At 36.4% G+C, this 26,714-nt stretch carries 28 protein-coding genes; 21 read left to right on the top strand and 7 right to left on the bottom strand.

The window, feature by feature from the left end:
- Nucleotides 1-124 precede the first annotated feature (124 nt).
- Nucleotides 125-1,093: a tRNA dihydrouridine synthase gene (locus ABE34_RS16620; RefSeq protein ID WP_197143588.1), complete on the top strand. Its 969-nt coding sequence runs from the start codon at nt 125-127 to the stop codon at nt 1,091-1,093.
- Nucleotides 1,094-1,182: 89 nt separating this feature from the next.
- Here ABE34_RS16620 and ABE34_RS16615 read toward each other — a convergent pair whose 3' ends face one another.
- Entirely contained in the window at nt 1,183-1,380 is a 198-nt protein-coding gene (locus tag ABE34_RS16615) for an alpha/beta-type small acid-soluble spore protein (protein WP_079562673.1), read from the bottom strand.
- A 206-nt stretch (nt 1,381-1,586) separates the two neighbouring features.
- Between ABE34_RS16615 and ABE34_RS16610 the strand changes: the two genes are divergently transcribed.
- The 5 genes from ABE34_RS16610 (at nt 1,587) to ABE34_RS16595 (ending at nt 3,884) form a co-directional block, all read left to right on the top strand.
- Nucleotides 1,587-2,081, top strand: a complete 495-nt coding sequence (locus ABE34_RS16610; protein ID WP_197143587.1) for a DUF1456 family protein — start codon at nt 1,587-1,589, stop codon at nt 2,079-2,081.
- A 302-nt stretch (nt 2,082-2,383) separates the two neighbouring features.
- Nucleotides 2,384-2,581 (top strand): hypothetical protein, encoded by a 198-nt coding sequence (locus ABE34_RS16605; RefSeq protein ID WP_197143586.1) that lies wholly within the window; start codon nt 2,384-2,386, stop codon nt 2,579-2,581.
- Between the two features lie 160 nt (nt 2,582-2,741).
- Nucleotides 2,742-2,864, top strand: coding sequence for a hypothetical protein (locus ABE34_RS25475; RefSeq protein ID WP_276569505.1), 123 nt, complete (start codon nt 2,742-2,744; stop codon nt 2,862-2,864).
- Between the two features lie 57 nt (nt 2,865-2,921).
- Nucleotides 2,922-3,119, top strand: coding sequence for a hypothetical protein (locus ABE34_RS16600; protein WP_197143585.1), 198 nt, complete (start codon nt 2,922-2,924; stop codon nt 3,117-3,119).
- An 84-nt stretch (nt 3,120-3,203) separates the two neighbouring features.
- Complete coding sequence (locus ABE34_RS16595; protein WP_197143584.1) at nt 3,204-3,884, top strand: hypothetical protein; 681 nt, start codon at nt 3,204-3,206, stop codon at nt 3,882-3,884.
- 73 nt (nt 3,885-3,957) lie between these two features.
- On the opposite strand, the gene ABE34_RS16590 is transcribed toward ABE34_RS16595, so the two are convergent.
- Complete coding sequence (locus ABE34_RS16590) at nt 3,958-5,652, bottom strand: methyl-accepting chemotaxis protein (protein WP_197143583.1); 1,695 nt, start codon at nt 5,650-5,652, stop codon at nt 3,958-3,960.
- A gap of 344 nt (nt 5,653-5,996) precedes the next feature.
- Between ABE34_RS16590 and ABE34_RS16585 the strand changes: the two genes are divergently transcribed.
- On the top strand, nt 5,997-6,863 hold the full coding sequence (locus tag ABE34_RS16585; RefSeq protein WP_197143582.1) for a copper amine oxidase N-terminal domain-containing protein: 867 nt from the start codon (nt 5,997-5,999) through the stop codon (nt 6,861-6,863).
- A 111-nt stretch (nt 6,864-6,974) separates the two neighbouring features.
- Here ABE34_RS16585 and ABE34_RS16580 read toward each other — a convergent pair whose 3' ends face one another.
- A complete protein-coding gene (locus ABE34_RS16580; RefSeq protein WP_197143581.1) occupies nt 6,975-7,976 on the bottom strand; it encodes a M23 family metallopeptidase in 1,002 nt (333 codons plus the stop codon).
- 163 nt (nt 7,977-8,139) lie between these two features.
- Here ABE34_RS16580 and ABE34_RS16575 point away from each other — a divergent pair, with 163 nt between their 5' ends.
- From ABE34_RS16575 to ABE34_RS16550, 5 genes are all read left to right on the top strand, one after another.
- Entirely contained in the window at nt 8,140-9,405 is a 1,266-nt protein-coding gene (locus tag ABE34_RS16575; protein ID WP_197143580.1) for a saccharopine dehydrogenase NADP-binding domain-containing protein, read from the top strand.
- Between the two features lie 231 nt (nt 9,406-9,636).
- Nucleotides 9,637-11,532 (top strand): PrkA family serine protein kinase, encoded by a 1,896-nt coding sequence (locus tag ABE34_RS16570; protein ID WP_197143620.1) that lies wholly within the window; start codon nt 9,637-9,639, stop codon nt 11,530-11,532.
- Nucleotides 11,533-11,900: 368 nt separating this feature from the next.
- Nucleotides 11,901-13,058: a sporulation protein YhbH gene (gene yhbH, locus ABE34_RS16565; protein ID WP_197143579.1), complete on the top strand. Its 1,158-nt coding sequence runs from the start codon at nt 11,901-11,903 to the stop codon at nt 13,056-13,058.
- 33 nt (nt 13,059-13,091) lie between these two features.
- Complete coding sequence (locus ABE34_RS16560; protein WP_197143619.1) at nt 13,092-14,489, top strand: SpoVR family protein; 1,398 nt, start codon at nt 13,092-13,094, stop codon at nt 14,487-14,489.
- A gap of 518 nt (nt 14,490-15,007) precedes the next feature.
- Nucleotides 15,008-15,883: a radical SAM/SPASM domain-containing protein gene (locus tag ABE34_RS16550; protein WP_079562683.1), complete on the top strand. Its 876-nt coding sequence runs from the start codon at nt 15,008-15,010 to the stop codon at nt 15,881-15,883.
- Nucleotides 15,884-16,101: 218 nt separating this feature from the next.
- On the opposite strand, the gene ABE34_RS16545 is transcribed toward ABE34_RS16550, so the two are convergent.
- Entirely contained in the window at nt 16,102-16,491 is a 390-nt protein-coding gene (locus ABE34_RS16545) for a helix-turn-helix domain-containing protein (RefSeq protein WP_197143578.1), read from the bottom strand.
- A 212-nt stretch (nt 16,492-16,703) separates the two neighbouring features.
- Between ABE34_RS16545 and ABE34_RS16540 the strand changes: the two genes are divergently transcribed.
- On the top strand, nt 16,704-17,339 hold the full coding sequence (locus ABE34_RS16540; RefSeq protein WP_197143577.1) for a restriction endonuclease subunit S: 636 nt from the start codon (nt 16,704-16,706) through the stop codon (nt 17,337-17,339).
- A 68-nt stretch (nt 17,340-17,407) separates the two neighbouring features.
- Here the strand turns inward: ABE34_RS16540 and ABE34_RS16535 are convergent, their stop codons facing one another.
- The gene (locus ABE34_RS16535) at nt 17,408-19,081 is read right to left on the bottom strand and encodes a ribonuclease J (RefSeq protein ID WP_197143576.1); all 1,674 of its coding nucleotides are present in this window, start codon (nt 19,079-19,081) and stop codon (nt 17,408-17,410) included.
- A gap of 169 nt (nt 19,082-19,250) precedes the next feature.
- Here ABE34_RS16535 and ABE34_RS16530 point away from each other — a divergent pair, with 169 nt between their 5' ends.
- The gene (locus ABE34_RS16530) at nt 19,251-20,015 is read left to right on the top strand and encodes a DUF2935 domain-containing protein (RefSeq protein WP_197143575.1); all 765 of its coding nucleotides are present in this window, start codon (nt 19,251-19,253) and stop codon (nt 20,013-20,015) included.
- 343 nt (nt 20,016-20,358) lie between these two features.
- On the opposite strand, the gene ABE34_RS16525 is transcribed toward ABE34_RS16530, so the two are convergent.
- Complete coding sequence (locus ABE34_RS16525) at nt 20,359-20,853, bottom strand: L,D-transpeptidase family protein (protein ID WP_197143574.1); 495 nt, start codon at nt 20,851-20,853, stop codon at nt 20,359-20,361.
- Nucleotides 20,854-21,002: 149 nt separating this feature from the next.
- Between ABE34_RS16525 and ABE34_RS16520 the strand changes: the two genes are divergently transcribed.
- The 5 genes from ABE34_RS16520 (at nt 21,003) to ABE34_RS16500 (ending at nt 22,689) form a co-directional block, all read left to right on the top strand.
- The gene (locus tag ABE34_RS16520) at nt 21,003-21,236 is read left to right on the top strand and encodes a hypothetical protein (protein ID WP_197143573.1); all 234 of its coding nucleotides are present in this window, start codon (nt 21,003-21,005) and stop codon (nt 21,234-21,236) included.
- A 44-nt stretch (nt 21,237-21,280) separates the two neighbouring features.
- Entirely contained in the window at nt 21,281-21,493 is a 213-nt protein-coding gene (locus ABE34_RS16515) for a hypothetical protein (protein ID WP_197143618.1), read from the top strand.
- 15 nt (nt 21,494-21,508) lie between these two features.
- Nucleotides 21,509-21,706 carry a gamma-type small acid-soluble spore protein gene (locus ABE34_RS16510; protein ID WP_197143572.1) on the top strand — a complete coding sequence of 66 codons (198 nt, stop codon included), beginning with the start codon at nt 21,509-21,511 and terminating at the stop codon, nt 21,704-21,706.
- Between the two features lie 123 nt (nt 21,707-21,829).
- Nucleotides 21,830-22,003, top strand: a complete 174-nt coding sequence (locus ABE34_RS16505) for a cysteine-rich CWC family protein (RefSeq protein WP_197143571.1) — start codon at nt 21,830-21,832, stop codon at nt 22,001-22,003.
- A gap of 104 nt (nt 22,004-22,107) precedes the next feature.
- Complete coding sequence (locus ABE34_RS16500) at nt 22,108-22,689, top strand: DUF305 domain-containing protein (protein ID WP_197143570.1); 582 nt, start codon at nt 22,108-22,110, stop codon at nt 22,687-22,689.
- A 110-nt stretch (nt 22,690-22,799) separates the two neighbouring features.
- On the opposite strand, the gene ABE34_RS16495 is transcribed toward ABE34_RS16500, so the two are convergent.
- Entirely contained in the window at nt 22,800-23,396 is a 597-nt protein-coding gene (locus ABE34_RS16495) for a metallophosphoesterase family protein (protein ID WP_197143569.1), read from the bottom strand.
- A gap of 387 nt (nt 23,397-23,783) precedes the next feature.
- Between ABE34_RS16495 and ABE34_RS16490 the strand changes: the two genes are divergently transcribed.
- Both ABE34_RS16490 and ABE34_RS16485 read left to right on the top strand, forming a co-directional pair.
- Nucleotides 23,784-25,286 (top strand): class I adenylate-forming enzyme family protein, encoded by a 1,503-nt coding sequence (locus ABE34_RS16490; RefSeq protein WP_197143617.1) that lies wholly within the window; start codon nt 23,784-23,786, stop codon nt 25,284-25,286.
- A gap of 319 nt (nt 25,287-25,605) precedes the next feature.
- Nucleotides 25,606-26,592, top strand: coding sequence for a C39 family peptidase (locus tag ABE34_RS16485; RefSeq protein WP_241747069.1), 987 nt, complete (start codon nt 25,606-25,608; stop codon nt 26,590-26,592).
- Nucleotides 26,593-26,714: the final 122 nt, after the last annotated feature.

The raw sequence follows: 26,714 nt of genomic DNA, 5'->3' as shown, positions 1-26,714 counted from the left end.
ATTTTTGTGTTTGATAATCATTTAATGAGCATGATATAAGTGTAAATGAAGTAGAACATTAGGCTTCATATTTTTTGACCGAGAGTTTAAAGTTGTATCCATAGTGAGAGGAATTGAGTTTGAAATGATAGATAATTTTTGGCGTGATTTACCACGACCATTTTTTGTACTTGCACCAATGGAAGATGTGACGGATGTTGTTTTTCGTCACGTAGTAAGTGAAGCCGGTAAACCGGACGTATTTTTCACAGAGTTTACAAACTCGGATAGCTATTGTCATCCAGAGGGCATGAAAAGTGTGCGAGGTCGTTTGATTTTTACAGAAGATGAACAGCCAATGGTGGCACATATTTGGGGAGACAATCCTGAATATTTCCGTCAAATGAGTATTGGTATGGCGGAGCTAGGCTTTAAAGGCATCGATATTAATATGGGCTGTCCTGTACCGAATGTAGCATCGAGAGGGAAAGGTAGTGGCCTTATTTTGCGTCCAGACGTTGCGGCAGAGCTTATTCAAGCAGCAAAAGCGGGAGGACTGCCTGTCAGCGTGAAAACACGACTGGGCTTTAAAGAGGTAAATGAGTGGGAGGAGTGGCTGACGCATATTTTAAAACAGGATATTGCGAACCTTTCTATTCATTTACGTACAAGAAAGGAAATGAGCCAAGTAGATGCGCATTGGGAGCTAATTCCGGAAATCAAAAAATTACGTGACCGTATCGCACCAAATACACTACTAACAATCAATGGAGACATTCCTGACCGTCAAACGGGGCTACAACTTGCTGAACAATATGGTATAGATGGCGTTATGATCGGGCGAGGTATTTTTAAAAATCCTTTTGCTTTTGAAAAAGAACCAAAAGAGCATAGCAGTAAAGAATACCTTGATCTTTTAAGACTGCAGCTGGATCTTCAAGATCAATATGCGGAAGTACTACCACGTTCAATCTCTGGGCTTCATCGCTTTTTCAAAATTTATGTTAAAGGATTCCGTGGAGCTGGTGAATTAAGAAATCAATTGATGAACACAAAATCAACTGATGAAGTACGTGCATTGCTTGATAACTTCGAATCAAACAATGTTGATTGAGATGGACGGGTAGAATGATGTAATAGCAAAAACATTAAAGAACGAATTCCAATTAAATAAAAGGGATTCGTTCTTTTTGATATTTATTATTATAATAAACCTTTTGAACGTTTTTCAGCCATTTCTACGAGGCGTTTTGTAATTTCTCCTCCGACTGAACCGTTTGCACGAGAAGAGGCTTCTGGCCCTAATTGTACATTAAATTCTTGTGCGATTTCATACTTCAGTTGAGTAACAGCTTCATGTACACCAGGAACTAGAAGTTTATTTGAACTACGATTAGCCATTTTTCTCACCTCCTTGTGATTAGAATGGTCGAGAGTTGGCTAATCATACATTTAAAAAAGTAAAATGCGCATTCTAAATACTATAGTAAAGTAACTTTTGGAAAGCTAGCTAAAATTGTGAATGTCTCTGCTATAATAAAGTAATGCTACAATCTTGAAGATACGATTGTTAGAAGCGCTTTACAGTTAAAATGGAGGTTTTTTAAATGACGAACAATGATATTTTAATTCGTTTAAGATATGCATTAGATATCAAAAATAAAGATATGGTTGAAATTTTTAAGTTAGGCGGTATGGACTTTACGAAGGAAGAAGTATTGAACATGCTTATTAAAGTTAATGATGAGGAAGAAGCACCAGAAGAATACATCAAATGTAATAATAAAATGGTAGAAGCTTTTTTAAATGGATTTATTACATTTAAACGTGGTCCGCAAAAGCCTAAATCTGGTCAGCCAGAAGGACCGCCGCCTGTTTCAGGAAAAGAAAGCCCTAATAATATGCTATTAAAGAAAGTGAAGATAGCGTTAGCCTTAACGAGTGAGGAGATGCTCGATATTTTATATGATGGTGGCGTTAGCGTCTCGAAAGGCGAATTAGGTGCCATTTTAAGAAACCCAAGCCATCGTAACTATAAAGAATGTGGCGATCGTTTTGTAAGGAATTTTTTAAGAGGGTTAACATATAAATATAGAGACTAAAATGGTTAGAACTAAAATATATTCTTGATTAAAAAGAAGCGTGAAGTCTTTTTTAGTCAAGCGGGAATTTTAGTTAATAGCCAAAGAGTTACTCATAAACAAAGCAGCTGCAATTTTGTAGCTGCTTTGTTTATGAAGGTTTTTACGTAAATATCTATAATAAGGTGAAAATTCTCTGCAAAAAGCACGTTTTTCTTAGTCGGATGTAGTTGACAATTTGTGGCGGAATTGTGTACACTGAAATTGACATAAAGTTGTCACAAAGATGGAAAATAAATGTTCACGAACAGAGGGGTGCTTTTATGTTTAGTTTGAAAATTTTATTAGTTGCTATCGCATGTGTTACTATTCCACTTGTTGTTGCTGCAATTATGATAGACATTTTTTATGCAGAAAAGAAAAAAGTTCGTTTTTCATTACGCCGTACATCGATGTGGTATGCGAGTATGTTTGCTGTGTCATTTATACCGGCAGTTTTAGTCATGACACTAAACGGATAAGTATTTTTAATATGAATAATCATTTAGGGGTAATTGATTATTTTAAATTATAGTAACAGCTACAATATTGCGTTGTAGCTGTTTTAACTTTTTTAAGTAAATGTTTTTTATAGCGAAAGCAATGAGTCGCCTCCTGCTGGATTAGCGTACAAGCTTAACTGTGCAAACTATGAATGTTGTCACTGAAAATGCAGAAGACGGTTTACATGCCGTAGAAGAAGTCGGAAAATCATTCGAAAGTATTCTCCAATCTATTCAGGGCGTTGTATCTCATACAAAATAAGTTTCCGTAACCTCAGAAGAGATATCTGCATTTTCTGAGGAGATTACAGCAGGAGTTTTGGAAACGACGATGCTTGCGAATAGGGCTGCAAAGGCAACAGAAAGTGTTGTTGAGCTTACGATGGTACAAGAGAGCTACAATCAAGATATTCTCCATTCTATTTTAAAACTGATCAAAATGGCGGAGGAACTTGAAAAATCCGTTTCAAAGTTTGATGTGGGTACTAGTAGTACAAATAATTCCTATAGAAATTAAGAATGAAAAGATAATCGTTAGAATAAAATTTCTATTAATATGGATGAAATAATCCTATCGATTATCTTTTTGAGGGTGGGAGATATGAAAACCTTTTTTATTTTATTTCTTGGGATGATCTATATATTACTAGCAAATTCAGTCGAAACGGCTATATTTAGTAAGGCATATTTTTTAATTGGCTTAGGGCTAGTATTAGCAGGGCTTTTTCGGTATGTGAAAGAACGATTTATCTATATCAATACATTAAATGAAATGAAAGAGGCGAGTGAGGAGGAACTTATGGCTATCCCTCATACACAGTGCATCATCTCAAATGATTGTTTAAGTGCTTTATTATTAAATGAACCTACAAATACACTTATCCTAGCAAGTAGAGAAGATTTAGAAGAAGATTTGATAAAAAAAGAAATTCCATTCGAAAAAATATATGAAGTAGCTATAGTAGAGGACGACATGTACATTGCTAGGACGAGCAATAACTTCATAAGTGGTTTATTACTTGGTGAAGATATGGATATAGAAGAAGAGGAATTAGGCGACGAGGACTCTGAGCTTGACACTATGTCTTCGCTGACGTTGAAAATGGTAGCTGATCATTTATCTGACCCCATTTTAGAATTTGTTTTTATGGATAGCAGTGAGCCTCTATCAAGAGAAGAGGATGAGTATCAAGAAGTGCTGGAGCTATGTGAGGAATGGTTTCAGAAGATCAGCGTGATAATTAATCGCTATGAGCTGGAGAGGGTACCAGTTAGGCATTAGTATCAAGGTGAAAAAAGCTATCTCGACCGTAATGTCGAGATAGCTTTTTAAGTAGAATCAATCATCTTGAACCTTAAATTTTAAATTGCTGTAATTGGCTATTTAGTTCTTCAGCCATATTAGCGAGATGATTTGCACCCCTTGAAATTTCCTCCATAGTAGCAGCTGTTTCCTCTACAGTAGCTGTTGTTTGTTCTACACCAGCTGCAGATTCTTGTGAAATAGAAGCCATTTCATCGATGGAGACATTGATGGATTCGGAATTTTGAGCAACTTTATTTAAATTGCTTGAAATGGTATTTATGTTAAGAATCATTTCCTCAACAGCTTCTGAAATTTGTTCAAATGTTTCATTTGTTTGATTTAGTTGTACGGTTCCTCTTTTTACTTCCTCGTAGCCGGATTGTAGAGCGGTTGTTACATTGCCAGTTTCACCTTGTATTCGGTTGACGATTGTTGAAATATCCGTGACAGAATACTGTACTTCTTCTGCAAGCTTCCGAACTTCATCGGCTACAACTGCAAAACCTTTTCCGTGCTCACCTGCGCGAGCTGCTTCGATGGCAGCGTTTAAGGCTAGTAAATTTGTTTGATTTGAAATATCATCAATGACAGAAACAAGCTTGGAAATTTCAGCAGACTGGACATTTAAGCCTTCAACTTTTTTCACTGAATCTAAAACAATTTCATTAATGGCTGTCATTTGTTGTGTTGATTGTACCATTAAGCCTTTACCTGTAGTTGTTAGTTCTTGTACAAGATTTGAATGCGCTTTTAATTCAATGCCTTCCTGTGTTGTTTCATGAATACTACGTTGGAAAGAAGTCATTGTTTCGGCTAAATCACCTGCAGTAGATGCTTGTGTTTCAGTGCCAGAGGCTAGCTCCTGCATAGTTACGGTAATTTGCTCTGTACCTGATTGTACTTCATTAGCCGATTGGGCCAGCTCTTCGCTACTAGCTGCTACTGTTTCGGAAACAGTATGAATGGAGCTTATTGTCTGCCTTAACTTATCATTCATATTATTTGCGGAAAGCATTAATTGACCAATCTCATCTCGATGAGTTACTGGAAGTAGTTCATGTTGCAGATTGCCATCCGCTAATTCACTCATGCGCTTTGAGACAATTGTAATAGGCTTAGAAATAGTGCTAGCAGTAACAATAGCGATTAGGATACCTGCGACTGTCAATACAATGCTAACAATTAGCCCAACTGTTTTATTGCTTAAACTTGTTGATACTACGTCATCCCCTACCTTAGTAATGGCGACTGAGCGTTTATCGGCCAATTCTTCATAACCAACACGAACATCGGTTACGAGATTATTGATAGCTGTTAAATTTTTTAATGCTAATTCTTTATCACCTTTTTTATAAACATCGAATACTTCGGTATTTACGCGATTGCTCCATGTACGTGCCATTTCTACTAGTGCTGCACGCTCAGGTGTATTTTCGTATTTTTCCACAATACTATTACTTTCCTCAGCAATTTTACGATATTCATTAAAAGTATCTATGTATTTTTCATCACCGGATACAACATAACTTAAAGCTGCAGAGAGACGAACACTCATAGACATTGCTAAATCTTTACTTGCAGTTAAGACTTGTAAATCTTCTTTCACTAAACCTTCTGCTTGTTTTTCCATCTTATTATTAGAAATGTACGTATAGGCTGTAAAACCAACAACTAATACAATCAAAATAAGAAATGCACTTAAAATTCGAGCTTTAAGTGTTTTAAACTGATATATTCCCTTCATCTTTTCCCATCCTTTTATTGTTCATTTTCAATGTAGAACTGTAAAAAAATCGAAATAATAATTGTTATAGTACAAATATATTTTATAACTAATTAGATATATAAATAAGCCTTTTAATGGAAAAATTTAAAAATGGTTTTTTAGTACAATAACAAATCCTAGTTATGAATAATAGATAGTTAAATATATACGTCTAAATAGAAATTCTGATGTTTTCTTATTGCTGTTATGTATTTATACCTAACTGATGAGCTTCTATAAAACCGCTGTTATTATTATCCATATTTTAGTTTGAATGGTATAATCGTTCCGAAAAACAATACGATTATAGGAGGGATATGGGTATGAACAAATGGTTCAAAATAATAGGCTTCGTGATATTTGTGAGCTTTATTGGCAATACTTCAGCGCATGCAGCTTCCTCTACTTCTCTTTTTGTCAACGGTAAAGCTGAGTATGACTTTATTACGGTTGAAGGAAGAACAATGGTTAAACTAAGGTCTCTGAGCGACCCGTCGTGGCCTGTGCTTGCTTATAATCCTAAGACTGGTGTCGTCACGATTCAAAATAAAGATATGAGTAAGAAAGTACAGCTTGTGGCGGGAAAAAAGACAGCAACAGTTAATGGGAAAACAATAAAATTAGATGCTGCAGTAGTAAATAAAAACGGTAGCACTTATGTGCCAATTCGTTTCATTAGCGAGACACTTGGCGGTTATGTTTATTACAATAACAAAGACAAACGGGTCATAGTCCGTACACCTGCGGGTCAGGAAGAATACGAGACACTGATGCGCGGGGATCTTACGAAGGCGCGTCATATTGCGCTCAGGCTAGAAAAACTAACAGATGAAGCGCCGCCTCTACATGCTGGAGAAGGGTATAATTACTCCTACTACACATTCCCAGAAGGAGAAGCATTACGTTTCACGCTGAATCTCGCCGGCTATAGCGATGCTTATTATGAAGTGAATAATGAAGGTCTGGCAGTCATTAAATGGCAGAAGGATGATGTGGCTGAACGAGAGTGGGGAGCGAAACCAGCCTTTAAAAGCTATGTTTATTTCTTGAACGAGTATATGGCTGGCTTATTCACTTATGGAATTGTAGACGCTCAGGGCAAAGATACGGAGCTGGGGAAAATCCATCCGGATAATAGCAACAACCTAGTTCTACAAATTGAAGGGGAGAAACGAACGGATCAGAGGTAGTAAGCTTGTGGTAAATTAGCGACTGAAAGCCACAGAAGCGTTAGAAATTATCGGATATATGTAACTAAAAGAAGGATGGATAAAGTCAATTTTATCTATCCTTCTTTTTTTTTACTGTTTTTGCTTTGCTTTTTTTGCTTGTCGTTCCCATTGTAGTAATGATGGATATGGATCAAATGCCCATTCTGTACGTCCGTTGAATTTGTAGATGCCGTAGTGAAGATGAGGCGGGAATTTTCCAGACGTTCCTTCTTTACCGTAGCCAGAGCTACCAACAGTACCGAGAACAGTTCCAGGTTCGACAAGGTCTCCTACTTTAATTTTCTTATTATAACTACCGAGATGGGCATAATAATGATAGGAGTTATGATTATCTCGAATGCCTATGCGCCAACCACCGAATTGGTTCCAGCCCTTTATTTCTACTACTCCATAAGAGGTAGATAGCACTGGAGTGCCATAGCTAGCGAAAACATCTGTGCCTTCATGAATACGGCGTCCACCCCAGCCCCTATTGGCACCCCATGTACTTCGATAGCTGTAATCGTAATTAGTAGGGAGTGGGAAAGTGTGATCGTCAAGCTCTGTTGTTTTGAAATGACTATACATTTTGGAAATAGTGAAGATTTGATTTACGGCCTGTTCGCTTCCGTAATACTCCCATAGAGCTAATTTGAAGTCTTCATCAGTTGTTCCAAATTTGCTTAAAAAAGTAGCCATTGAGAATATTGTATCGATATCATCCTTTGGACTGGCAACTCCATCACCGTTGCCGTCTAGCCCCATCCCACCAAAGTAACTAATGGTATCTGGGCGAGTATCATCTCTTACAGGATTTAAAGCACCTGACCAATATTCATCAGAAAATTGAATGGCAATAATACCATCCCGTTTCGGAATATCTTTTCGAACGGATTGTAAATTACGTTCATATTGGTCAATGGCTGCTAAGAAATGCCACGGGATGAGTAATTCGTCAAATTGTACGTAATGGGCCATACGTTGCTGTACAATTTCTTCTTGTGTGGGCTCTTCTTTTGCGAACGCAACAGTGGGGAGAGTAAAACTCCATAATAACATCCATGATAAAAGGAATATAAAAAAGCGATTCAATAGTGGACCTCCTTTCTACAGTTAGAATAACCGAAAAAAATTTTTTCATAAGTCAGTTTGTACACTATAAAATGTCAATCTATTAACGCTTATTTAATAGATTACTACCTAAGGCAAATGCTTTCTAATACATATGCTATTTATACGAAAGCGAGGTTATAGAATGGTAGTATATAACAACTCTATTACGATTCTAGGTAGTTGTGGAGGTGTTGCAAAAGCAGTACTTGCGATATTAAATAAAACAGTTCAAGACAAGTCTGATTCTATTAATCCAATCATCGAAAAAAGCTTAATTCATTTAGTAGACAAAAGGGAAATTAATCAGAAGTCTCTTGCGCATCTATATCCAAATTTAAGAAATCAGCTTGTCGTTCATCAATTTGATTTAATTGATCAACCGACATTAATGGAACATCTGAAAAAAACAAATACTACTGTTGTCATTGATGTTTCTTGGGCGGATACAGTGGAAATGATGCAATGTTGTAATAATCTGGGCATTAATTATATAAATACAGCTTTAGAAAATCCATTTATAGATGAAAATGAGGAATTGTATGAGGGCTTTGGTTTAATTGAAAGGATTAGGCATTTAGAAAAATACAAAGATGAAATTTCAAATGCTGTTGCAATAGTTTGCTCTGGCATGAATCCTGGTGTTGTACAATGGATGACATTTGAATTACAAAAGGAAGTAAACGATGATTCATTATTGGCCTGCTATATTGTTGAGCATGATACTTCTTTCTTTAAGGATAAAAGCAAAGCCAAGAAAAATGTTATTTATACAACTTGGTCACCGGAATGTTTCTTAGATGAAGCCATAATGAGCTATCCTATGTTCATGAGTCAAAGAACTCCACTTTTTCTTTATGAAAAAGTATATGATTTAGAATTTAAGGTGAATCTAGGGGATAAACAATTTTTTGGCTGTTTAATGCCTCATGAAGAGGTGTATAGCTTAGGGAAAATGTTGAATGTGGAATGTGGGTTCCTATATAAAGTCAATGACCATACGACAGAGTTAATAGTATCTAATATCGATGATTTAGATAATTTATGGGATTTTAAAATGGAGGTGCTTGATCCACATAATGCTCCATTAGAAGGAGAGGATTTTTGTGGTGTACTGCTTGTCTATAAAGATCGTGAGAAATTTATGTACAATGTTATGAAAAACGAAGAGATCTTTTCTCAGTATCAAACGAATGCTACGTATTTTCAAGTTGCATGTGGTGTCTATGCATCTTTAGCTGTCGTACTAATGGATGAAATTGAGAAAGGCGCTTATTATGTTGAAGAACTATTGAAAAACACAACAAATCGGTTTGGTAATTATTTAACTTATTATATGAAGGATTTTGTCATAGGCGAAAATAATCAGTCGGATGGATTATTATTAGAACGAATTAGGAGAAAGCGTTAAAACTAAATATTTTTACTCCATCTACTGGATATAATGTAGGTGGAATTTTTTATCTTCATTCTGGGCAATAAGTTGATTTTTCAAAGTAAAGCCCTTTTAAAACCCCTTAGTAAATGGTGTAATTAGGAATTTTACATAGAAATCTTTAAAGAATGCAAAAAAGTATTGGGTATCATAATGTCATTTCCTTCATACTATGTTATAAATCAAGCCCTGAATGGAGGGAAGGCTATTAACATTTTAGATAAAGTGAAAAGCTATCGCGAAGAAGAAAATCGGCTAAAGTGGGAAGGTACATTTGCAGATTACTTAAACATCATCAAGGAAAGACCTGAAGTCGCTCAAACAGCCCATTCACGCGTCTACAATATGATAAAGAGTAGTGGTGTAGCGGAACGCGATGGGCAAAAAATGTATGAATTTTTTGGGCAAGAAATTTTTGGGCTTGAAACAGCAATTGAAAGACTGGTGGAGGAATATTTCCATCCGGCAGCACGAAGATTGGATGTTAGAAAACGTATTTTGTTATTAATGGGACCAGTAAGTGGTGGTAAATCAACAATAGTGACCTTGTTGAAACGCGGACTTGAGCAATTTTCGCGAACAGATGAAGGCGCGGTTTTCGCAATTAAAGGATGTCCAATGCATGAAGATCCACTACATTTAATTCCACATCATTTGCGTAATGAATTTTACGAGGAGTATGGTATACGAATTGAAGGAAGTTTATCGCCTCTAAATACGATGCGTCTTGAAAAGGAGTATGATGGACGCATTGAAAATGTGATGATTGAACGTATTACTTTTTCAGAAGACAAACGTGTAGGTATAGGAACATTTACACCATCAGATCCTAAATCGCAAGATATTGCTGATTTAACAGGTAGTATCGATTTTTCCACAATTGGCGAATTTGGTTCAGAATCTGACCCTCGTGCTTATCGTTTTGATGGTGAGCTAAATAAGGCAAACAGAGGTATGATGGAATTCCAAGAAATGTTAAAACTTGATGAAAAATTCTTGTGGAATTTATTGTCTTTAACGCAGGAAGGTAATTTTAAAGCAGGGCGATTTGCGTTAATTAGTGCAGATGAGTTAATTGTTGCGCATACAAACGAAACGGAGTATCGCTCATTTATTTCAAATAAAAAAAATGAAGCATTACATTCACGTATTATTGTGATGCCGATTCCGTATAACTTAAAAGTTAGTCAGGAAGAATTGATTTACGAAAAAATGATTAAAGAAAGCGATATGTCCCATGTTCATATTGCGCCACATGCATTAAAGGCCGCAGCAATCTTTTCGGTTCTTACAAGACTGGAAGTACCGAAAAAACAAGGTGTGGATCTTATTAAAAAAATGCGACTGTACGACGGAGAAAATGTGGAGGGATTTAATTCCGTTGACTTAGAGGAACTTAAAAAAGAGTTTCCGAATGAAGGCATGAACGGTATTGATCCACGGTATATTATTAATCGTATTTCTTCTGCTATTATCCGAAAAGAGGTACCATCCATTAATGCGTTAGATGTTCTGCGTGCACTAAAAGATGGACTTGACCAGCATGCTTCGATTTCTCAAGAAGATCGGGAAAAATATATGAACTATATTGCCGTTGCTCGAAGAGAGTATGATGATATTGCGAAGAACGAAGTGCAAAAAGCTTTCGTTTATTCATATGAAGAGTCTGCAAAAACATTAATGAATAATTATCTTGATAATGTAGAAGCGTTTTGTAATAAAAATAAAATTTTAGATCCATTGACTGGTGAGGAAATGAATCCAGATGAAAAATTAATGCGCTCTATCGAGGAGCAAATTGGCATTTCGGAAAATGCGAAAAAGGCATTCCGTGAGGAGATACTCATTCGTATTTCTGCTTATGCTCGAAAAGGTAAGCGTTTTGACTATAATTCTCATGAAAGATTACGAGAGGCAATACAGAAGAAACTATTTGCGGATCTCAAGGATGTCGTGAAAATTACAACATCTTCAAAAATGCCAGATGAATCACAGCTGAAAAAGATTAATGAGGTCGTAGCGAGACTTGTTGATGAACATGGCTATAATTCAACATCTGCTAATGAATTATTGCAGTATGTAGGTAGTCTGTTAAATCGTTAATAATTTTGACCTATTCAGAGGGAATTATAAGATTATCGATAGGAGTGAATAGGAGTGTCCATTTAAGGGCACTCCTTTTATCTTCATTCAGTTGGTGTCCAAACACTACTGAAATAGAGGAACTCGCCATGTCCTGTGGCAAATTTCTGTGCGAAAGCGAAGCGACAGCAACAACAAGGTTTTATCTGTGCGAAAGCGAAGCGACAGCAACAACAATTACGCCAAGGCGAAATTGATCTTCATGCACTTAGTTTTTGCCATAGGTGAAGTAACCACGAAGTGTAATTGATTTTTTAAAAAAAGTTCAAGAAAGTGAATCCCTAGCATAGTATAGAAAAAGCGAATTTGATAGATGGGTGAGGATAAAAATGACTGAAAACGAAAATAAACGTTTTGCCATTTCTCAGGAAAATTGGTCCCTCCATCGTAAAGGGCACCAGGACCAGCAACGGCATATGGAAAAAGTAAAAGATGCTATTAAAAATAATTTACCTGATTTAGTTAGTGAAGAAAGTATTGTCATGTCCAATGGTCGCGAGGTTATAAAAATCCCTATACGTTCACTTGATGAATATAAAATTCGATATAACTATGATAACTCCAAGCATGTTGGGCAAGGGCAAGGAGACAGTAATGTAGGTGATGTGGTTGCGCGTGATGGTAGCAAAGGCAATCAGGCTAATGGTAAAGGAAAAGAAGCTGGTGACAAGCCAGGCCATGATTATTATGAGGCTGAAGTAAGCATAGAAGAGGTTCAAAATGTGTTATTTAACGAGCTTGAGCTACCGAACCTACAGCAGAAAGAAAAAGCGGATATTAAAACGGAAAAAATCGAGTTTAACGATATTCGAAAAAAAGGTTTAATGGGAAATGTCGATAAAAAACGCACCATCCTTAATGCACTAAAGCGTAATGCGATGAAAGGAAAACCAGAAATTACGCCGATTCATAATGATGATTTACGTTTTAAAACGTGGGATGAAGTGGAAAAACCTGAATCGAAGGCAGTAGTTCTTGCCATGATGGATACAAGTGGCTCGATGGGTTCTTTCGAAAAATATTGTGCTAGGAGCTTCTTCTTTTGGATGACAAAATTTTTGCGCTCCAAGTATGAAACCGTGGAAATTGAGTTTATTGCGCATCATACAGAGGCAAAAGTAGTGACAGAAGAAGAATTTTTCACGAAGGGAGAAAGTGGAGGAACGATTTGTTCATCTGCCTATATAAAGGCATTGGAGCTAATTCGGGAAAAGTATAATCCTTCTCGCTACAATATTTATCCAGTGCATTTTTCAGATGGTGAAAATATATCAATGGATAATGAAAAGTGCTTGAAGCTAGTGGGAGAGTTGATGGAAGTATCGAGCATGTTTGGATATGGGGAAGTCAATCAGCATAACCGTTTCTCTACACTTATGTACACCTATAAAAAAGTAGATGATCCTAAGTTTAGGTATCATATTTTGAGAAAAAAAGGCGATGTATACGATGCCTTAAAGAGCTTTTTCAAAAAAAATGAATCATAAACCATGTTCAAAGGAGGGGACTAAAAAGTGGAGATGAAAGAGCTTGAACGAGCGATTGATGAAATTACAGAAATTGCCTCAAGCTTTGGCTTAGATTTCTTTCCGATGCGTTATGAAATTTGTCCGGCAGATATTATTTATACATTTGGCGCATATGGTATGCCTACTCGATTTTCACATTGGAGCTTCGGTAAACAATTCCATAAAATGAAGCTTCAATATGATTTAGGGCTAAGTCAAATTTATGAGCTAGTGATTAACTCTAACCCATGTTATGCATTTTTACTTGATACAAATACGTTAACACAAAATAAATTAATTATTGCGCATGTATTGGCGCACTGCGATTTCTTTAAAAATAATGTACGCTTCTCCAATACAAGAAGAGATATGGTAGAGAGCATGACGGCAACAGCTGAAAGGATAGCTGGTTATGAAAGAGAATATGGAAAGGATGAAGTCGAGCAGTTTTTAGATGCGATTTTAGCGATTCAGGAGCATATCGACCCATCCCTTTTACGACCAAAATTGGCTTGGAATACGGAGGATGAATTTGAAGAAGAGATTTCTCAATCAAAATCGCCGTATGATGATCTATGGAAGTTAGATGAAAAGGAAAAAGAGTATAAATCGATCAGGCGAAAAATAAAGCACTTCCCCCCAAAACCAGAAAAAGATATATTGCTATTTTTAGAGGAGCATAGTCGAGAGCTCGAGGACTGGCAGCGAGATATACTAACGATGATGCGTGAGGAAATGCTTTATTTTTGGCCACAATTAGAGACGAAAATTATGAATGAGGGTTGGGCTTCTTTTTGGCATCAACGTATTATGCGTGAGCTCAAGCTAACGACAGCTGAAACGATTGAGTATGCGAAATTAAATGCAGGTGTTGTGCAGCCTTCAAAAACGACGATTAATCCTTATTATCTTGGTGTGAAAATTTTAGAGGATATTGAAAACCGCTATAATCATCCGACAGAAGAGATGAGAAAGCTAGGCGTTCAACCTAACTCAGGTCGAGAGAAAATGTTTGAGGTAAGAGAGATAGAGTCGGACATATCTTTTATACGCAACTATTTAACGAAGGATTTAGCTAAGCGAGAGGATCTTTATTTGTTCCAGAAAAAGGGGAATGAATACCGTATTACAGATAAGGATCATGAAATGGTACGTGATCAGCTCATATCGATGCGTGTAAACGGGGGATTCCCGTATATCGTCGTTAAAAATGGCGATTACCTTCGCAATGGAGAGCTCTATTTATCGCATGGCTTTGAGGGAATGGAGCTCGATCCTCACTATTTAGAGAACGTTTTGCCATATATTTATCAGCTATGGGGTCGTCCTGTTCATTTAGAAACATTTGTGGATGGAAAGCCAATGCTTTATTCATATGATGGAACAAAAAATTATAAACGTAATGTGTAACAAAAAACTTCTATCTGTTGGTATAAAATATTCCAGCAGATAGAAGTTTTAATTTTTGGCTGAGCGCTTTCCTGGTGGCGATAGATGCTTCGTCGCTACTCCTAGTCGATAAACCGGAATGAAGATCAATATATAACATGGCATACTTTCACCATATTTTATCCAGAATTTTTGCGATGAGCCTAAACGTTTTATTCGTTTTTATCTTCATCAATGGAGATGATTCACTTTCATCTTCACTACTTTCACTATGATTCGAAGATGAGTGGATATCGCTATCGATGACTAAGCTGTCTCTTACTTTTATTCCTTTGTCCGCCAGTTTCGTCATTATTGTCACCAGCAATACCGCTTCTGCCGTTTCTATCTATTAATTTTTTTCAAGTTTACTTGTTCATGTGGCCCTAAAAAGTATAAATAATGTGAGGGGATGGAGACTGAAAAACTGTTCCTTATCGTAAAATTTGTTAAAATGAATAGGATTTGAATATAAGAAGAACTGGAACGGTGAATCAACGTTGAGAACATTTAAAAAGGTTTATATAGAAATAACGAGTGTCTGTAATTTAGCATGTAGCTTTTGTCCTCCAACTGCGCGTGCAAAGGGACTTATTAAAGTAGAACAATTTAATAAAATATTAGATGAAATACGACCTCATACGAAATATATTTATTTGCACGTAAAAGGAGAGCCGCTTTTACACCCGCGTATTGATCAGTTGCTTGACGCAGCACATGAGAAAGGTTTTAAAGTTAATATTACAACGAACGGGACACTGATTAAAAAGAATCGCGAAAAGATATTGGGGAAACCAGCTTTACGCCAAATCAATTTTTCATTGCATAGTTTCGACGGTCATGAGGGATCGGAAAATCGTGAGAAATACTTAGGGGATATATTAGACTTTGTGCGTGATTCAAAAGATTATAATACGATTATTTCATATCGTTTATGGAATTTACAAAAGGATCATATGACAGATATCGCGGCACGAAGAAATCGTGAAACACTCGAAATTCTAGAAAATGAATATAATCTGGATTATCGCATCGAAGAAAAAGTACAGCCTGGTAAAGGTGTAAAGATTGCTAATAATATTTATTTAAATCAGGATCATGAATTTAAGTGGCCAAGTTTATTGGAGCCTGAGGATGAAGGAAAAGGCTTTTGCCATGCACTTAGAAGTCAAGCAGCTATTTTAGTGGATGGTACAGTAGTGCCTTGCTGTCTTGACGGTGAAGGCGTCATTAATTTGGGGAATGTGAACGAGAAATCCTTCACAGACATTGTTCAAGGTGAACGTGCAAATAATATTGTCGATGGATTTTCACGTAGAGAAGCAGTTGAAGAGCTATGTAGAAAATGCGGCTATCGCCAAAAATTTGGAATGTAATAAATAGATCCATTTGGTTTCAGACTAAATGGATTTTTTTGTATAGGAGATTTTACTCTATTCAAGCATATAGAAAAACAAGTGATTCCACAGCAAAAATGGGGCACTTGTTCATACATATGCGATTTATTAAATGTGAGTGAAGCGACTCATTGGAAGTCCTACACATTAAGCAGAACTTTAGAAAAAAATTGTAGCTCGTTAAAATAGCTCCAATGTTATTGACTATTGGAGCTATTTTTCTTTGATTGTGAATCAATAGTATTTAAAAAATCCTTCGTAATACGTACTACGTATTTCACTTCGTCTAAATTGCGCTCCCTTAATACTGATCGATGTATGTCAAGCATAATGTTCTTTTCTTCAATATCAGTGACACCAGATAATTTTTGGAAATTAAAAAGCTCCTCAGGTGCAATATCTAATGCTTTCATCAGCGTTTCTAAAGTGCTTAATGTGATATTAGATTGCCCGTGTTCAATGTTTGAGATTCGTCCTTTACTAAAACCTAGTTTCCCCGTTTTTTCTGCTACTTCTTCCTGACTAAGCCCCTTAGAAACTCTAATAATACGGAGTTGTTCGCCTACTAGCTTTAAAAAGTCTGACATATGATTCACCTCTATGTAAAAAGCTAGTGAAAAACATTAAAAATGCCTATACCATTATAGTGGTATAATAGACAAAATGTTATAGTAAAATGGTACAATGATTAGTGGGGATTTTTATTATGAGAAAAGACTTGTGTAAAACAGTGTGGATGATTCTTCAGTAGCTTGTTTTAGAGTATACCTAATTAAGTGAAGGATTGGAGGATTAAGGCATGGTAAAGCGTTATCGATTAGATGAGGTTGCTAAAATAGAAGAGGGAAAAATAATACCGAGGAGTAAGTACTTTACAAACATCGGTGTACCTCTCATTACAGCAGATAATTTAAAAAAGTTAATGCTAGACGGTGACATGGAGCAATTACCAAAAATTAACATTACCTTTGAAAAACATTTTAAATGTGGACCAGTACCAGCTAAAACCATCATTCTTACTAAAGCTAATTTGAAGGACACCAATAAATATATATATCAGAGTGAAACTGAACTATGTATTGCAAGCGATATCGTTGCTATTATTCCAAATGAAACAATTGTTTTAAGTGATTATTTATTACATTTTCTTAGATGGTATAAAATAAATAAAGAATGGCAGCATTTGTACCAAATACCGATTGATCTTCCGACGATAGATATCCAACATAAAATGGTGCAAATTTTAAATACGAGCCAGCTTTTATTCAAAAGTAAAGAGCCGTTGCTGACAGCAGTAGAAGGGCTACCACGGCATTTTGACAATGTGTCTGTGCAAATTGAAAATCACTCAAAAAATTTACATCATGGGTTTCATCAGGCTCAGTATCTTTACAATCATATGTTATATAAAATTTTTAAGGGTGAGCATAAATAAATTCATCACAGCCTTAATTTAAGGGATAAAAAGTCGGTGTTTGGGCTTGTGCCTTTACACCGACTTTTTTAAATTTCAATGATTATAGGTAAAATCATTGGTTTTCTTTTTGTTTGCGAAAATAGATACTGACCGACAGCTCTTTTGATTTCTCTTTTTAAAACATGTATTTGCTGCTTATTTTCTTCTTGAAGCTCATTTACCGTTTCTTTAACGAGAATATTTACTTTCGTTAAAAGATCCTCAAAGTCTTTAGCATAAACAAAGCCACGTGAAATTGTATCCGGTTCTGAAATAAAGGCTCCATCTACTTTATTAAGTGTGATTACGATCACAAGCATGCCGTCTTCAGAAAGCTGTTTACGATCGCGTAAAACTATACCTTCGACTTCACCGATACCGATACCGTCGACATACGTATCCCCAGAAGGAATTTTACGTGTTTGTCTAGCAATGGAGTTTTCAATATCAACAACATCCCCGTTTTTCATAATAAACGTATGCCCTCTTTTGACACCAACGGATTCAGCTAGTAACCGATGCTGATGTAACATACGGAATTCACCATGAATCGGTATGAAAAATTTAGGTTTCATTAGTGTCAGCATTAGTTTTAAATCTTCCTGATGACCATGACCTGAAACGTGCATACCTGTATGACTAGAAGAACCATAAATAACTTTCGCACCTAGCTGAAATAAATTATCGACGATCCTTGAAACACCTTTCTCATTCCCTGGAATAGGGGATGAAGCTAAAATAACTGTGTCATCAGGTAAAATTTTCACTTCGCGATGATTGCCGCTTGCTAAGCGAGAGAGTGCAGCTAATGGCTCTCCTTGACTTCCTGTACATAGTACAACAACTTCTTCAGGGGGGAGATATTTCACCTCGCGTGCATCAAGTAACAAATCCTCTGGAACGTCTAAATAGCCTCGTTCAAGTGCGACATCTACAACATTCACCATACTACGGCCAAGTAATGCAAGCTTTCTATTTGTAGCAATCGTTGCATTTACAATTTGCTGAATGCGATTAACGTTAGAAGCGAAAGTAGAAATAACAATTTTACGGTCGGCATGTAAAAAAGCATCTTCAATATGATTACCGACAAGCTTCTCGGAAGGCGTTAGACCAGGTCGTTCTGCATTTGTACTTTCAGAAATAAGTAATAGTACACCTTCTGATCCAATCTCGGACATCTTATGAATATCTGCAAACTGATCATTGACAGGCGTTAAATCAAACTTAAAATCGCCAGTGTGTACAACATTTCCTTCAGGTGTATTCATAACGATTCCTAAGCAATCAGGTATACTATGGTTTGTTCTAAAGAAACTAACATCAACTTGTCCGAAATTTAAAGATGAATCGGAATTAATTTCAATTAATTCGGTCTCTCTTAAAAGTTTATGCTCTTTCAGCTTCAGCTGGATTAAACCAAGCGTAAAGCGTGTTGCATAAATAGGGACATTTATTTTTTTTAGCAGATAAGGGATACCGCCAATATGATCTTCGTGACCATGTGTCACAATTAACGCTTTAATTTTCTCTTTATTTTCTTGTAAATACGTAATATCAGGAATGATTAAATCGATGCCTAATAAGCTTTCGTCTGGAAATTTAGCGCCACAGTCGATAATTAAAATATCATTCCCATACTGTACTACATACATATTTTTACCAATCTCATTAATGCCACCTAAGGCGAAAATCGATAGTGTATTGTCTTTTGTGGACAAGTATATCCCTCCTAATTTTCAAGTGTTTTGGATGTCATTAAATTTTTTTCGCATTATGTAGTATAGCTTTAAGGATGTCATCCTATACGAAAAGAACATTTGGCAATAATATTAGGTTTTCAAGAAGAATAGAATAAAGGAACGTAGAGATTAAAGGGGATGTGATTGGTTGTCGAATTACTTACAGCATGCGATGTTTGAACATAGGTTTTGGCTAAGGATATTAAAAGATCATTCTCAATTCATTCATGATTCTTTGTATCCATCGGAAACAGAGGATATAAAAAGAGCAAATTCATTTATTCAAAAATTTTCTCAGTTACTTGCCTATGTGAATTCAATCGATGCCAATAATGCGGTTTCTTTTTCACTTACTGTCGATGAGGCTGTAGCGCAATTAAAGCAATTTAAATTTTATATCCTTCGAAAGCAATTATCGGGAAATATTAATATCCATTTATCACCTACCTTTATTAATCACATGGTGAATGAACTAGAGGAATATCAAAATGTGCTTAGCTATCTGAAGAAGGGAGAAGTCCCACCAATTTTTCATGAGCTACATCATCACTTACTCTGGCTTTTAGATGCTTCAGGACATGCAGGTGTTATTCATGACGATTTGGATAGCGTAGAAAGAAGATTGAGACAAAAAAGTACTACCTTTGCCCAACATTTTGAACAGTTTTATTTAAAAGCAGTTGAGCTTACAGGATATTTACGTTCAAATATAGACTCTTTCCCTGCATTAACTCGCTTTAATCAGGATGTAGATCTAGAAATGAAATTATTCAAAACGTTTTTACGTGAGTTAGAGGAAATGGAGTTAAGTGCAGAAGTATTAGGTACGTTTACAGCTCTAATGGCGGATCATATGCTAAGAGAGGAGCAATACTATTTATCGAAGCTTGCTCAATCTAGAGGTGAAGGTTAATTTGCACTAAAGGGGCTATATACTAATGAAAGTAAAGGTGTCATATGAATTTTTCGGCAAAACGAGGGGTTGATTTCCGTTCCGGCTGGGCGCTTTCCTGGGGGCGTCCGATGAGCCGCTTCGCTTCGCTGCAGGGTCTCGGGCCAACACGATGTTGGTCACGGAGGCGTTATCACAGGATGTGATGCTTTTAGCCTCCGTTCCTCTAAATCGCTGATCCCCGAGGAGTCGCCCAGCCTCCACTCCAATCAACCACTTCACACATAGCATTTGTATTCTAGCACTCTATAGAAAAAGTTTTTCAACAACATGAGGCTATCTTATGAGATAGCCTCGTTGATTTTTATGGATGAATAAAAACGCCAGTGCCGATTGGGACAATGCTTGCAAGCTCTTCGACATCCTTATTATGCATACGAATACAGCCACGTGAAACAGCATGACCAATAGAGCTAGAATCATTAGTTCCATGAATACCGTAGTGCTCTTTAGATAAACTCATCCACATTGTTCCAAAAGGACCACCGGGATTTGGAGCCTTGTTAATGATTATAAAATCGCCAATAGGTGTATCATGTAACATCCTTCCAACCGCAATTGGGTATTGCTTTTGAAGAACATTATCCTTATATAACCGTAGCCATCGATTTTCAGTAGAAATATCTATTCTATAAGGGATTGTATTTGGATTAGGAAATCCAGGAATAACAATTTGTTGTCCTATATAAAGTACATTCGGATCTATCCCTGGATTAGCAGTAATTATGGAAGATAACGGTGTACGATAATTTCTAGCTATTTGGGACAAGGTTTCTCCTACTTTAACTGTATGGATCAAAATCATCACCTCCTATAAAGTGGTTTCTTTAATACAGGTTATGCCGTAGATATAGAAAATACCTTTATATTTTTTCATGAGAATAGCAACTGTAGTTAGTTGGATAGGATAAGCAGTAAACAACCATAACCAGTAATCGAGGAGTTATTATGAAAGAATTTAAAATTACTTATTTTTTTGATGAAATGCATTATGTACGGAGATTTATCCATATAGAATCACAAGAAAAAGCAGAAGCATTAGTTCGAAGTGAACGAGATCAATATATATCTTTTACCGATAGTAGAGGGATGTATCATGAGCTGCATACAAGACATGTTCGAGTCATTCAAATATCAGAATATCATCGCATCGATAAAAGCTCGAAAACGAAAGGTACATGATTTGTTCAACACTGCACATTCTATTAGTAAAGGAGTGAGCAATGATGGACATAGAAAAAAACATACCACATGAAAAAAAGATGTTCATGAACTTAGCAAGTAAGGATAAACCAGACATGGTGGAATCTGATAATATAAGTATTTTTGATTTACACGAAGATATGCAAACGGTTGATGCTATACCGGTTAGAGAGCTCAATAAAAGAGTAGAACGAGAAGGCGATGAATTGATCGAATTGCAGCCAGATGAATTATAGAAGGTAGGGATTTTCATGACTGATTATAACGAAGCTCAGTTTACTTCTGCCGGGACGGATATTAATGAAGTAAAAAGACAAAATGCGGAAAGTGGTTTATCTTACAATGAAGTGAAAAAACTGCTAGCCCAAAGTGGTGGGGTTGGTACGGGAAAATATAGTGATACAGATGTTGAAGAAGTAAAGCGAGAGATTCAAGGAAAAAACCAATAAATTATTTTTGGAGGAGTATGAAATAAGTACTCCTCTATTTTTTATGCTGTAAAGCTTAATTGGGATGAAAAGATTAAAATCTCGCTTTATTATAAAATAAAGCACATGCAAGGAGGTGAACGAATGAAGGAAAAACGTTGTCCGTTATGTGGGCAAAAAAATCATTGTGAGATAGTAAAGGGGCAAAAGGATTGCTGGTGTATGACAGAAAGTTTCCCTAAAGAAATTTTTGAAGCGGTACCTAAAGAGCGATGTATTTGTCAAAAATGCTTGGATACATATAAAAAAGATGGTTAAAAATAACTTCAATTGCTGTTACGAAACAATAAAGATCATTTGGTACAATTGTCTACCGCACAACAACCTATCGGACATATATTACTCTGAAAGGAGTGTGTCTAATGACTAAACCAATTGTACTTAGTAATGTAACAAAGGCATATTTAGAGGAATACGAAAGGATCCTCAATAAAATGATGCAGGGCATGACCTATGTGACAATTACCTGCAGTATTTCAGAAAATTTTATTAAGCAAATATTACCGCATCAAGTAGCTGCAATTAGAATGTCGGAAAATGTTTTGCGATATACCACAAATATACTTGTGCAAAATCTCGCATTAGAAATAATAGCAACAAGTACAGAAATTGTTGAATGCCTGGAAGCGATACAAAATAGATGCTGTATCGTACAAAATTCGGAATGTGAATTGTATGAATATATGTGTGCATACAAAGAAATTACCGGGGCTATGTTCCAAGCAATGAGCTTACCACCAGTATCTAATAATATTAATATAAACTTTCTTCGAGAAATGATTGTTCATCATCAGGGAGGCGTTCGACTAGCACAAAATGTTTTAAGGTTCTGTATTTGTCAGGAATTAATACCAATTCTTCAAAATATGATTAAAACTATGTGCGATCGTATTTGTGATATGGAAAAATTACTGGATGCTTTAAAGGATTGCGAAAATTGCTAGTTTGGACACGGAGCTAAAAACGCTAGGGTCGAAGCCGACTTTAGCGTTTTTTGTGAATGCTATGTATATTAGCGAAAGTGCAGAGTAAGGCTTACTTTGGATTAAAATAATCAATCCTTCTCAACAGATGGAGCGCACATAAATGTTACTGTTCGTTTAGAACTATCGTAGAGACACCATTCACGGTGATCAACAACTGATCCAACATTGATGCCATAATGCTTTTCTTGTAATGCGATTGGTTCGCCATAGCGAATACGAATACGTAACTTTTTATTGCGATGATAAAGACCTGATTCATGACTATGTCCGAAGAAAAGGAGCGATTTTTGGAATGGCGGAAATGTTGGTTGCCACGTCACACTCCATTGAAATTGATGGCCATGCATAAGCGTAGCACCATCTATCTCTATTGTTTCAGGTAGCTCTTTAAAACGTTCAATGCCAGTTACACGCGTAATTCGCTCTTCTTGATTGCCACGAATAGAGGGGAATGTTAGCAAACTTTCAAAATCATTTTCCACAATTGCAGCTTTTTGAAGCGGTAAACCTGACATTGTTTGTGCTTTTTTCTTACTTACAGTACATTCGTATAAATCACCTAATCCCAATACTTTTGCATCTTTCGCAGTGTACTGGATATGGGCTAGAACTGCCTTCGTATCCTCTATATTAGAATGTAAATCTCCTAAAAGTGCGTATAGCATTTTAATCAGGCCTTTCTTAAAACTTTTTTCAGCGGGTGTTCAAACACCTGTACCTGTCGCTACGCTTTCGGTACATAAACAAATTCTGAAAGAAGTTAATCATTTTACAAATATCATACACCTAACAGAAATTGATATAAAAGTAAAAAGTTTATGTATATTTAGTTACATATTGGTCATATTTTCGTTTATCACTATAACGTGGAGTTAATTCCAGTTCCGAATTGAGACTTCAGGGCTTTCGCTCAAAATCTCATATTTTTTGTGGGAAGAAAAATTGCCAACCTTTTCATAGATTGATAAAATATAATTGTAATTTTCTGAATTTTCTTTGTGGCAATTTTGTACGGTATGAGGGTAATGAATTAAAGATTTGGGGGGCTTATGATGACGATGTTAATGACAGACATTTTACAAAACTATGCTATGCAACAACCAAAAAGGATTGCGACGATATACGATGGGACAGAGGTATCCTATAGTGAATTTTATAAAAGTGCAGAAAAATTCGCAGCGTACTTACAAGAGCAAGGCTTTGAAAAAGATGATGTAATTGCATTATATACGCTTAATTCAGATTTATTTCTAATTGCTTATATCGGTGTTCAGTTAGCGGGTTACGTTGTCATGCCCATTAATACGAAATTAGCAGCTCCGGAAGTCGAATATATTTTTAATCATTCAGAAGCTAAAGGGCTTATTTATGATGAAAGGTTAGAGGATGTACTCACAACGATTGCAAATCCATTTCAACATATTGTAGGGCTCAATGAAATGAAAGACATTATTAAAAAAAATCCAGGTCAAAGAAAAGTTATCAAATTAGAGCCTCATGATACTGCTGTTGTTATGTATACTTCTGGCACGACGGGAAAACCAAAAGGCGTAATGCTAACTCATCAAAATATTGTTTCAACTGCGGATATATGGTCGTCATCAATGGACATGACCAATGAGGATCGCATGTTTATTTGTACGCCTTTATTTCATTGTGCAGGTCTTCATGTATTTGCGATGCCGATGTTTTATAAAGGCGGTACGATTGTTATAGAAGAGGCTTTTTCTCCGTCAAATACATTAGAACAGCTTGCCGCTACAGCTGCGACAATTTTCTTTGGTGTTCCATCGATGTATACAATAATTTTAAACACACCTAATTTTAAGGAACATACATTTAAAAATTTACGTTTATTATGTTACGGGGCGGCACCGATGCCTTATGAGCTTGTTAAGCAAGTGAAAGAGACTTTCCCTAATGTGAAAGTACAGAACCTGTATGGACAAACTGAAAATTCGCCTGCGACCTCTTCCCTTTTAGATACCGATGCATTGACGAAAATTGGATCAGTAGGAAAACCTTTAGCACAAACAGACGTCCGTGTTGTTGATAGCTTTGGTGAAACTGTCCCAACGGGTGAGGTTGGAGAAATATGTGTTAAAGGACCACAGGTAATGAAAGGTTATTTACGTAATTCTGAAGAAACAGCTAGAACAATTAAAGATGGCTGGCTTTATTCAGGAGACTTAGGGCGTTTTGATGAGGAAGGTTATCTCTATATTGTAGATCGTAAAAAGGATATGATCATTCGAGGTGGCGAAAATATTTATCCTATCGAGATAGAAGAGGTGTTATATCAACTTCCAGAAATTTTAGAGGCAGCTGTTGTAGGTTTACCACATGAAGTATACGGCGAAGTTCCGAAAGCGTTTGTCGTATTGAAGGAAAGGGAGCCTTCTGATGAAGAGGCGATTTTGACGTATTGTCGGACACAGCTTGCAAAATATAAAGTGCCACATGAAATTGAATTTTTAACTGAACTGCCACGCAATGCTTCTGGTAAGGTTTTGAAGCATACATTACGACCAAGCGTAAGCAGCACTATAAACTAAGCGTGTAAAGTGAAACCCGAAAGTAGCAAAGTCAATAATACCTTCTTGGGCAATAACTTCATAGGTAAAGTGTGATCAATGATGCCTCGACCTAATTCCGTAACTTTCGATGAGATTTTTAGGCCAGAGGCAGTCTTTTTCTTTCGCTACCAAAAAACACTCTGTAGCTGACGCTCCGCTTTCGCTACAAAAAACACTTTGCTGAAAGAGGTTAAAATAGGAACGTCTATTAAATTAGCGTATAATGGAGTATACGACAAATTGAAATATAATAGAGTTGAAGTTATTGTCTTCAAACAAGATAGGAGCGGAATTTGTCTTGTGGACGAGGTATAAACGCCTTTTACTAATAGGTATTATGATCATCATGCTACTTTCGAGTTGCAATTCGTTTTCTCAGCAGGAAACGAAAAACAATGGATTAACTGTGTTAACGGTAGAATTTAATAGTGGTGCACCGATACCTAACCTTTATATCACTGCTACAGATGTAAAGACAGGTGAGGTAGTGGAGGATGCGGTTGGCTCTGAAGAGGGCGAAGCGAAATTTTCGAAACTTAAAGAGGGACAGGATTATGCGATAGCTGCAACTACACTTGAAAATAGTACGAAAAACGATGGTTATACAACAATCGAACATTTTACATATGATGCGACAAAGCCGTATTATCGATTGCAAACACATTTTTCAAGAGACGAGCAGGAGCTGGATGTACCAGTTGTTATGCAAAATCCGGAACTACCACATGGGTGTGAAATAACATCATTAACAGCTGTATTAAATTATTATGGATTGGATGTTTCGAAGCTGGAAATGGCTGATCACTATTTACCAAAGCAAACAATAAGTACTGTCGACGGACAACGATTTGGTCCAAATCCAAAGCAGGCTTTTGCAGGTAATCCTCGTGATAAAGCAAATGGAATGTATGTCTTCGCAGCTCCGATTGTCAAAGCAGCAGAGGCAGTCATAGCGGATAAAAAGGCAGACTTACGAGTGACAAATAAGAGCAATGCCTCGCAGGATGAGATTTTACAGCTTGTTCGAGAAGGAGTCCCTGTTGTGACTTGGGTTACATTGGATTTATCAAAGCCAAAGGAAAAATCAGAAAAGGGCTGGATATATGAAGGTGAAACAGTGCCGCATAAAGCGTATATGAACTTACATGCTGTTGTTTTAACTGGGCATTTAGGCGATAAAGTAGTGGTCATGGACCCATTAAAAGGCTTTGTCACTTATAATGTGGATCAGTTTTTTAAAAGCTATAGAGAGTTAGGTAAACAAGCTGTAGCCGTTCATAAATGATTCAAAGAAGAGGTATAAGGAGTACAAAGAAAGTATGTTACACTTAAAAAGACTCATCACCAAGTAAGGATGACATTCGATAAAAAGTCCATTTATATAAGTTGATTGGAGTGGAGGCTGGT

Origin of the sequence: Lysinibacillus sphaericus (assembly GCF_015844675.1) — a bacterium.
GTDB lineage: Bacteria > Bacillota > Bacilli > Bacillales_A > Planococcaceae > Lysinibacillus > Lysinibacillus sphaericus_E.
Note: the sequence above shows the minus strand (reverse complement) of the source record. Positions and strands in the feature narration are given on the sequence as shown.

Excerpts from the sequence above, each read along its gene's own strand:
- ABE34_RS16495 (WP_197143569.1), bottom strand. The coding sequence starts at position 23,396 with ATGCTATACGCACTTTTAGGAGATTTACATTCTAATATAGAGGATACG.
- yhbH (WP_197143579.1), top strand. The coding sequence starts at position 11,901 with ATGACTGAAAACGAAAATAAACGTTTTGCCATTTCTCAGGAAAATTGG.
- ABE34_RS16500 (WP_197143570.1), top strand. The coding sequence starts at position 22,108 with ATGACTAAACCAATTGTACTTAGTAATGTAACAAAGGCATATTTAGAG.
- ABE34_RS16510 (WP_197143572.1), top strand. The coding sequence starts at position 21,509 with ATGACTGATTATAACGAAGCTCAGTTTACTTCTGCCGGGACGGATATT.
- ABE34_RS16520 (WP_197143573.1), top strand. The coding sequence starts at position 21,003 with ATGAAAGAATTTAAAATTACTTATTTTTTTGATGAAATGCATTATGTA.
- ABE34_RS16610 (WP_197143587.1), top strand. The coding sequence starts at position 1,587 with ATGACGAACAATGATATTTTAATTCGTTTAAGATATGCATTAGATATC.
- ABE34_RS16585 (WP_197143582.1), top strand. The coding sequence starts at position 5,997 with ATGAACAAATGGTTCAAAATAATAGGCTTCGTGATATTTGTGAGCTTT.
- ABE34_RS16575 (WP_197143580.1), top strand. The coding sequence starts at position 8,140 with ATGGTAGTATATAACAACTCTATTACGATTCTAGGTAGTTGTGGAGGT.
- ABE34_RS16605 (WP_197143586.1), top strand. The coding sequence starts at position 2,384 with ATGTTTAGTTTGAAAATTTTATTAGTTGCTATCGCATGTGTTACTATT.
- ABE34_RS16540 (WP_197143577.1), top strand. The coding sequence starts at position 16,704 with ATGGTAAAGCGTTATCGATTAGATGAGGTTGCTAAAATAGAAGAGGGA.
- ABE34_RS16595 (WP_197143584.1), top strand. The coding sequence starts at position 3,204 with ATGAAAACCTTTTTTATTTTATTTCTTGGGATGATCTATATATTACTA.
- ABE34_RS16620 (WP_197143588.1), top strand. The coding sequence starts at position 125 with ATGATAGATAATTTTTGGCGTGATTTACCACGACCATTTTTTGTACTT.
- ABE34_RS16560 (WP_197143619.1), top strand. The coding sequence starts at position 13,092 with ATGAAAGAGCTTGAACGAGCGATTGATGAAATTACAGAAATTGCCTCA.
- ABE34_RS16590 (WP_197143583.1), bottom strand. The coding sequence starts at position 5,652 with ATGAAGGGAATATATCAGTTTAAAACACTTAAAGCTCGAATTTTAAGT.
- ABE34_RS16545 (WP_197143578.1), bottom strand. The coding sequence starts at position 16,491 with ATGTCAGACTTTTTAAAGCTAGTAGGCGAACAACTCCGTATTATTAGA.
- ABE34_RS16490 (WP_197143617.1), top strand. The coding sequence starts at position 23,784 with ATGACGATGTTAATGACAGACATTTTACAAAACTATGCTATGCAACAA.
- ABE34_RS16505 (WP_197143571.1), top strand. The coding sequence starts at position 21,830 with ATGAAGGAAAAACGTTGTCCGTTATGTGGGCAAAAAAATCATTGTGAG.
- ABE34_RS16515 (WP_197143618.1), top strand. The coding sequence starts at position 21,281 with ATGGACATAGAAAAAAACATACCACATGAAAAAAAGATGTTCATGAAC.
- ABE34_RS16615 (WP_079562673.1), bottom strand. The coding sequence starts at position 1,380 with ATGGCTAATCGTAGTTCAAATAAACTTCTAGTTCCTGGTGTACATGAA.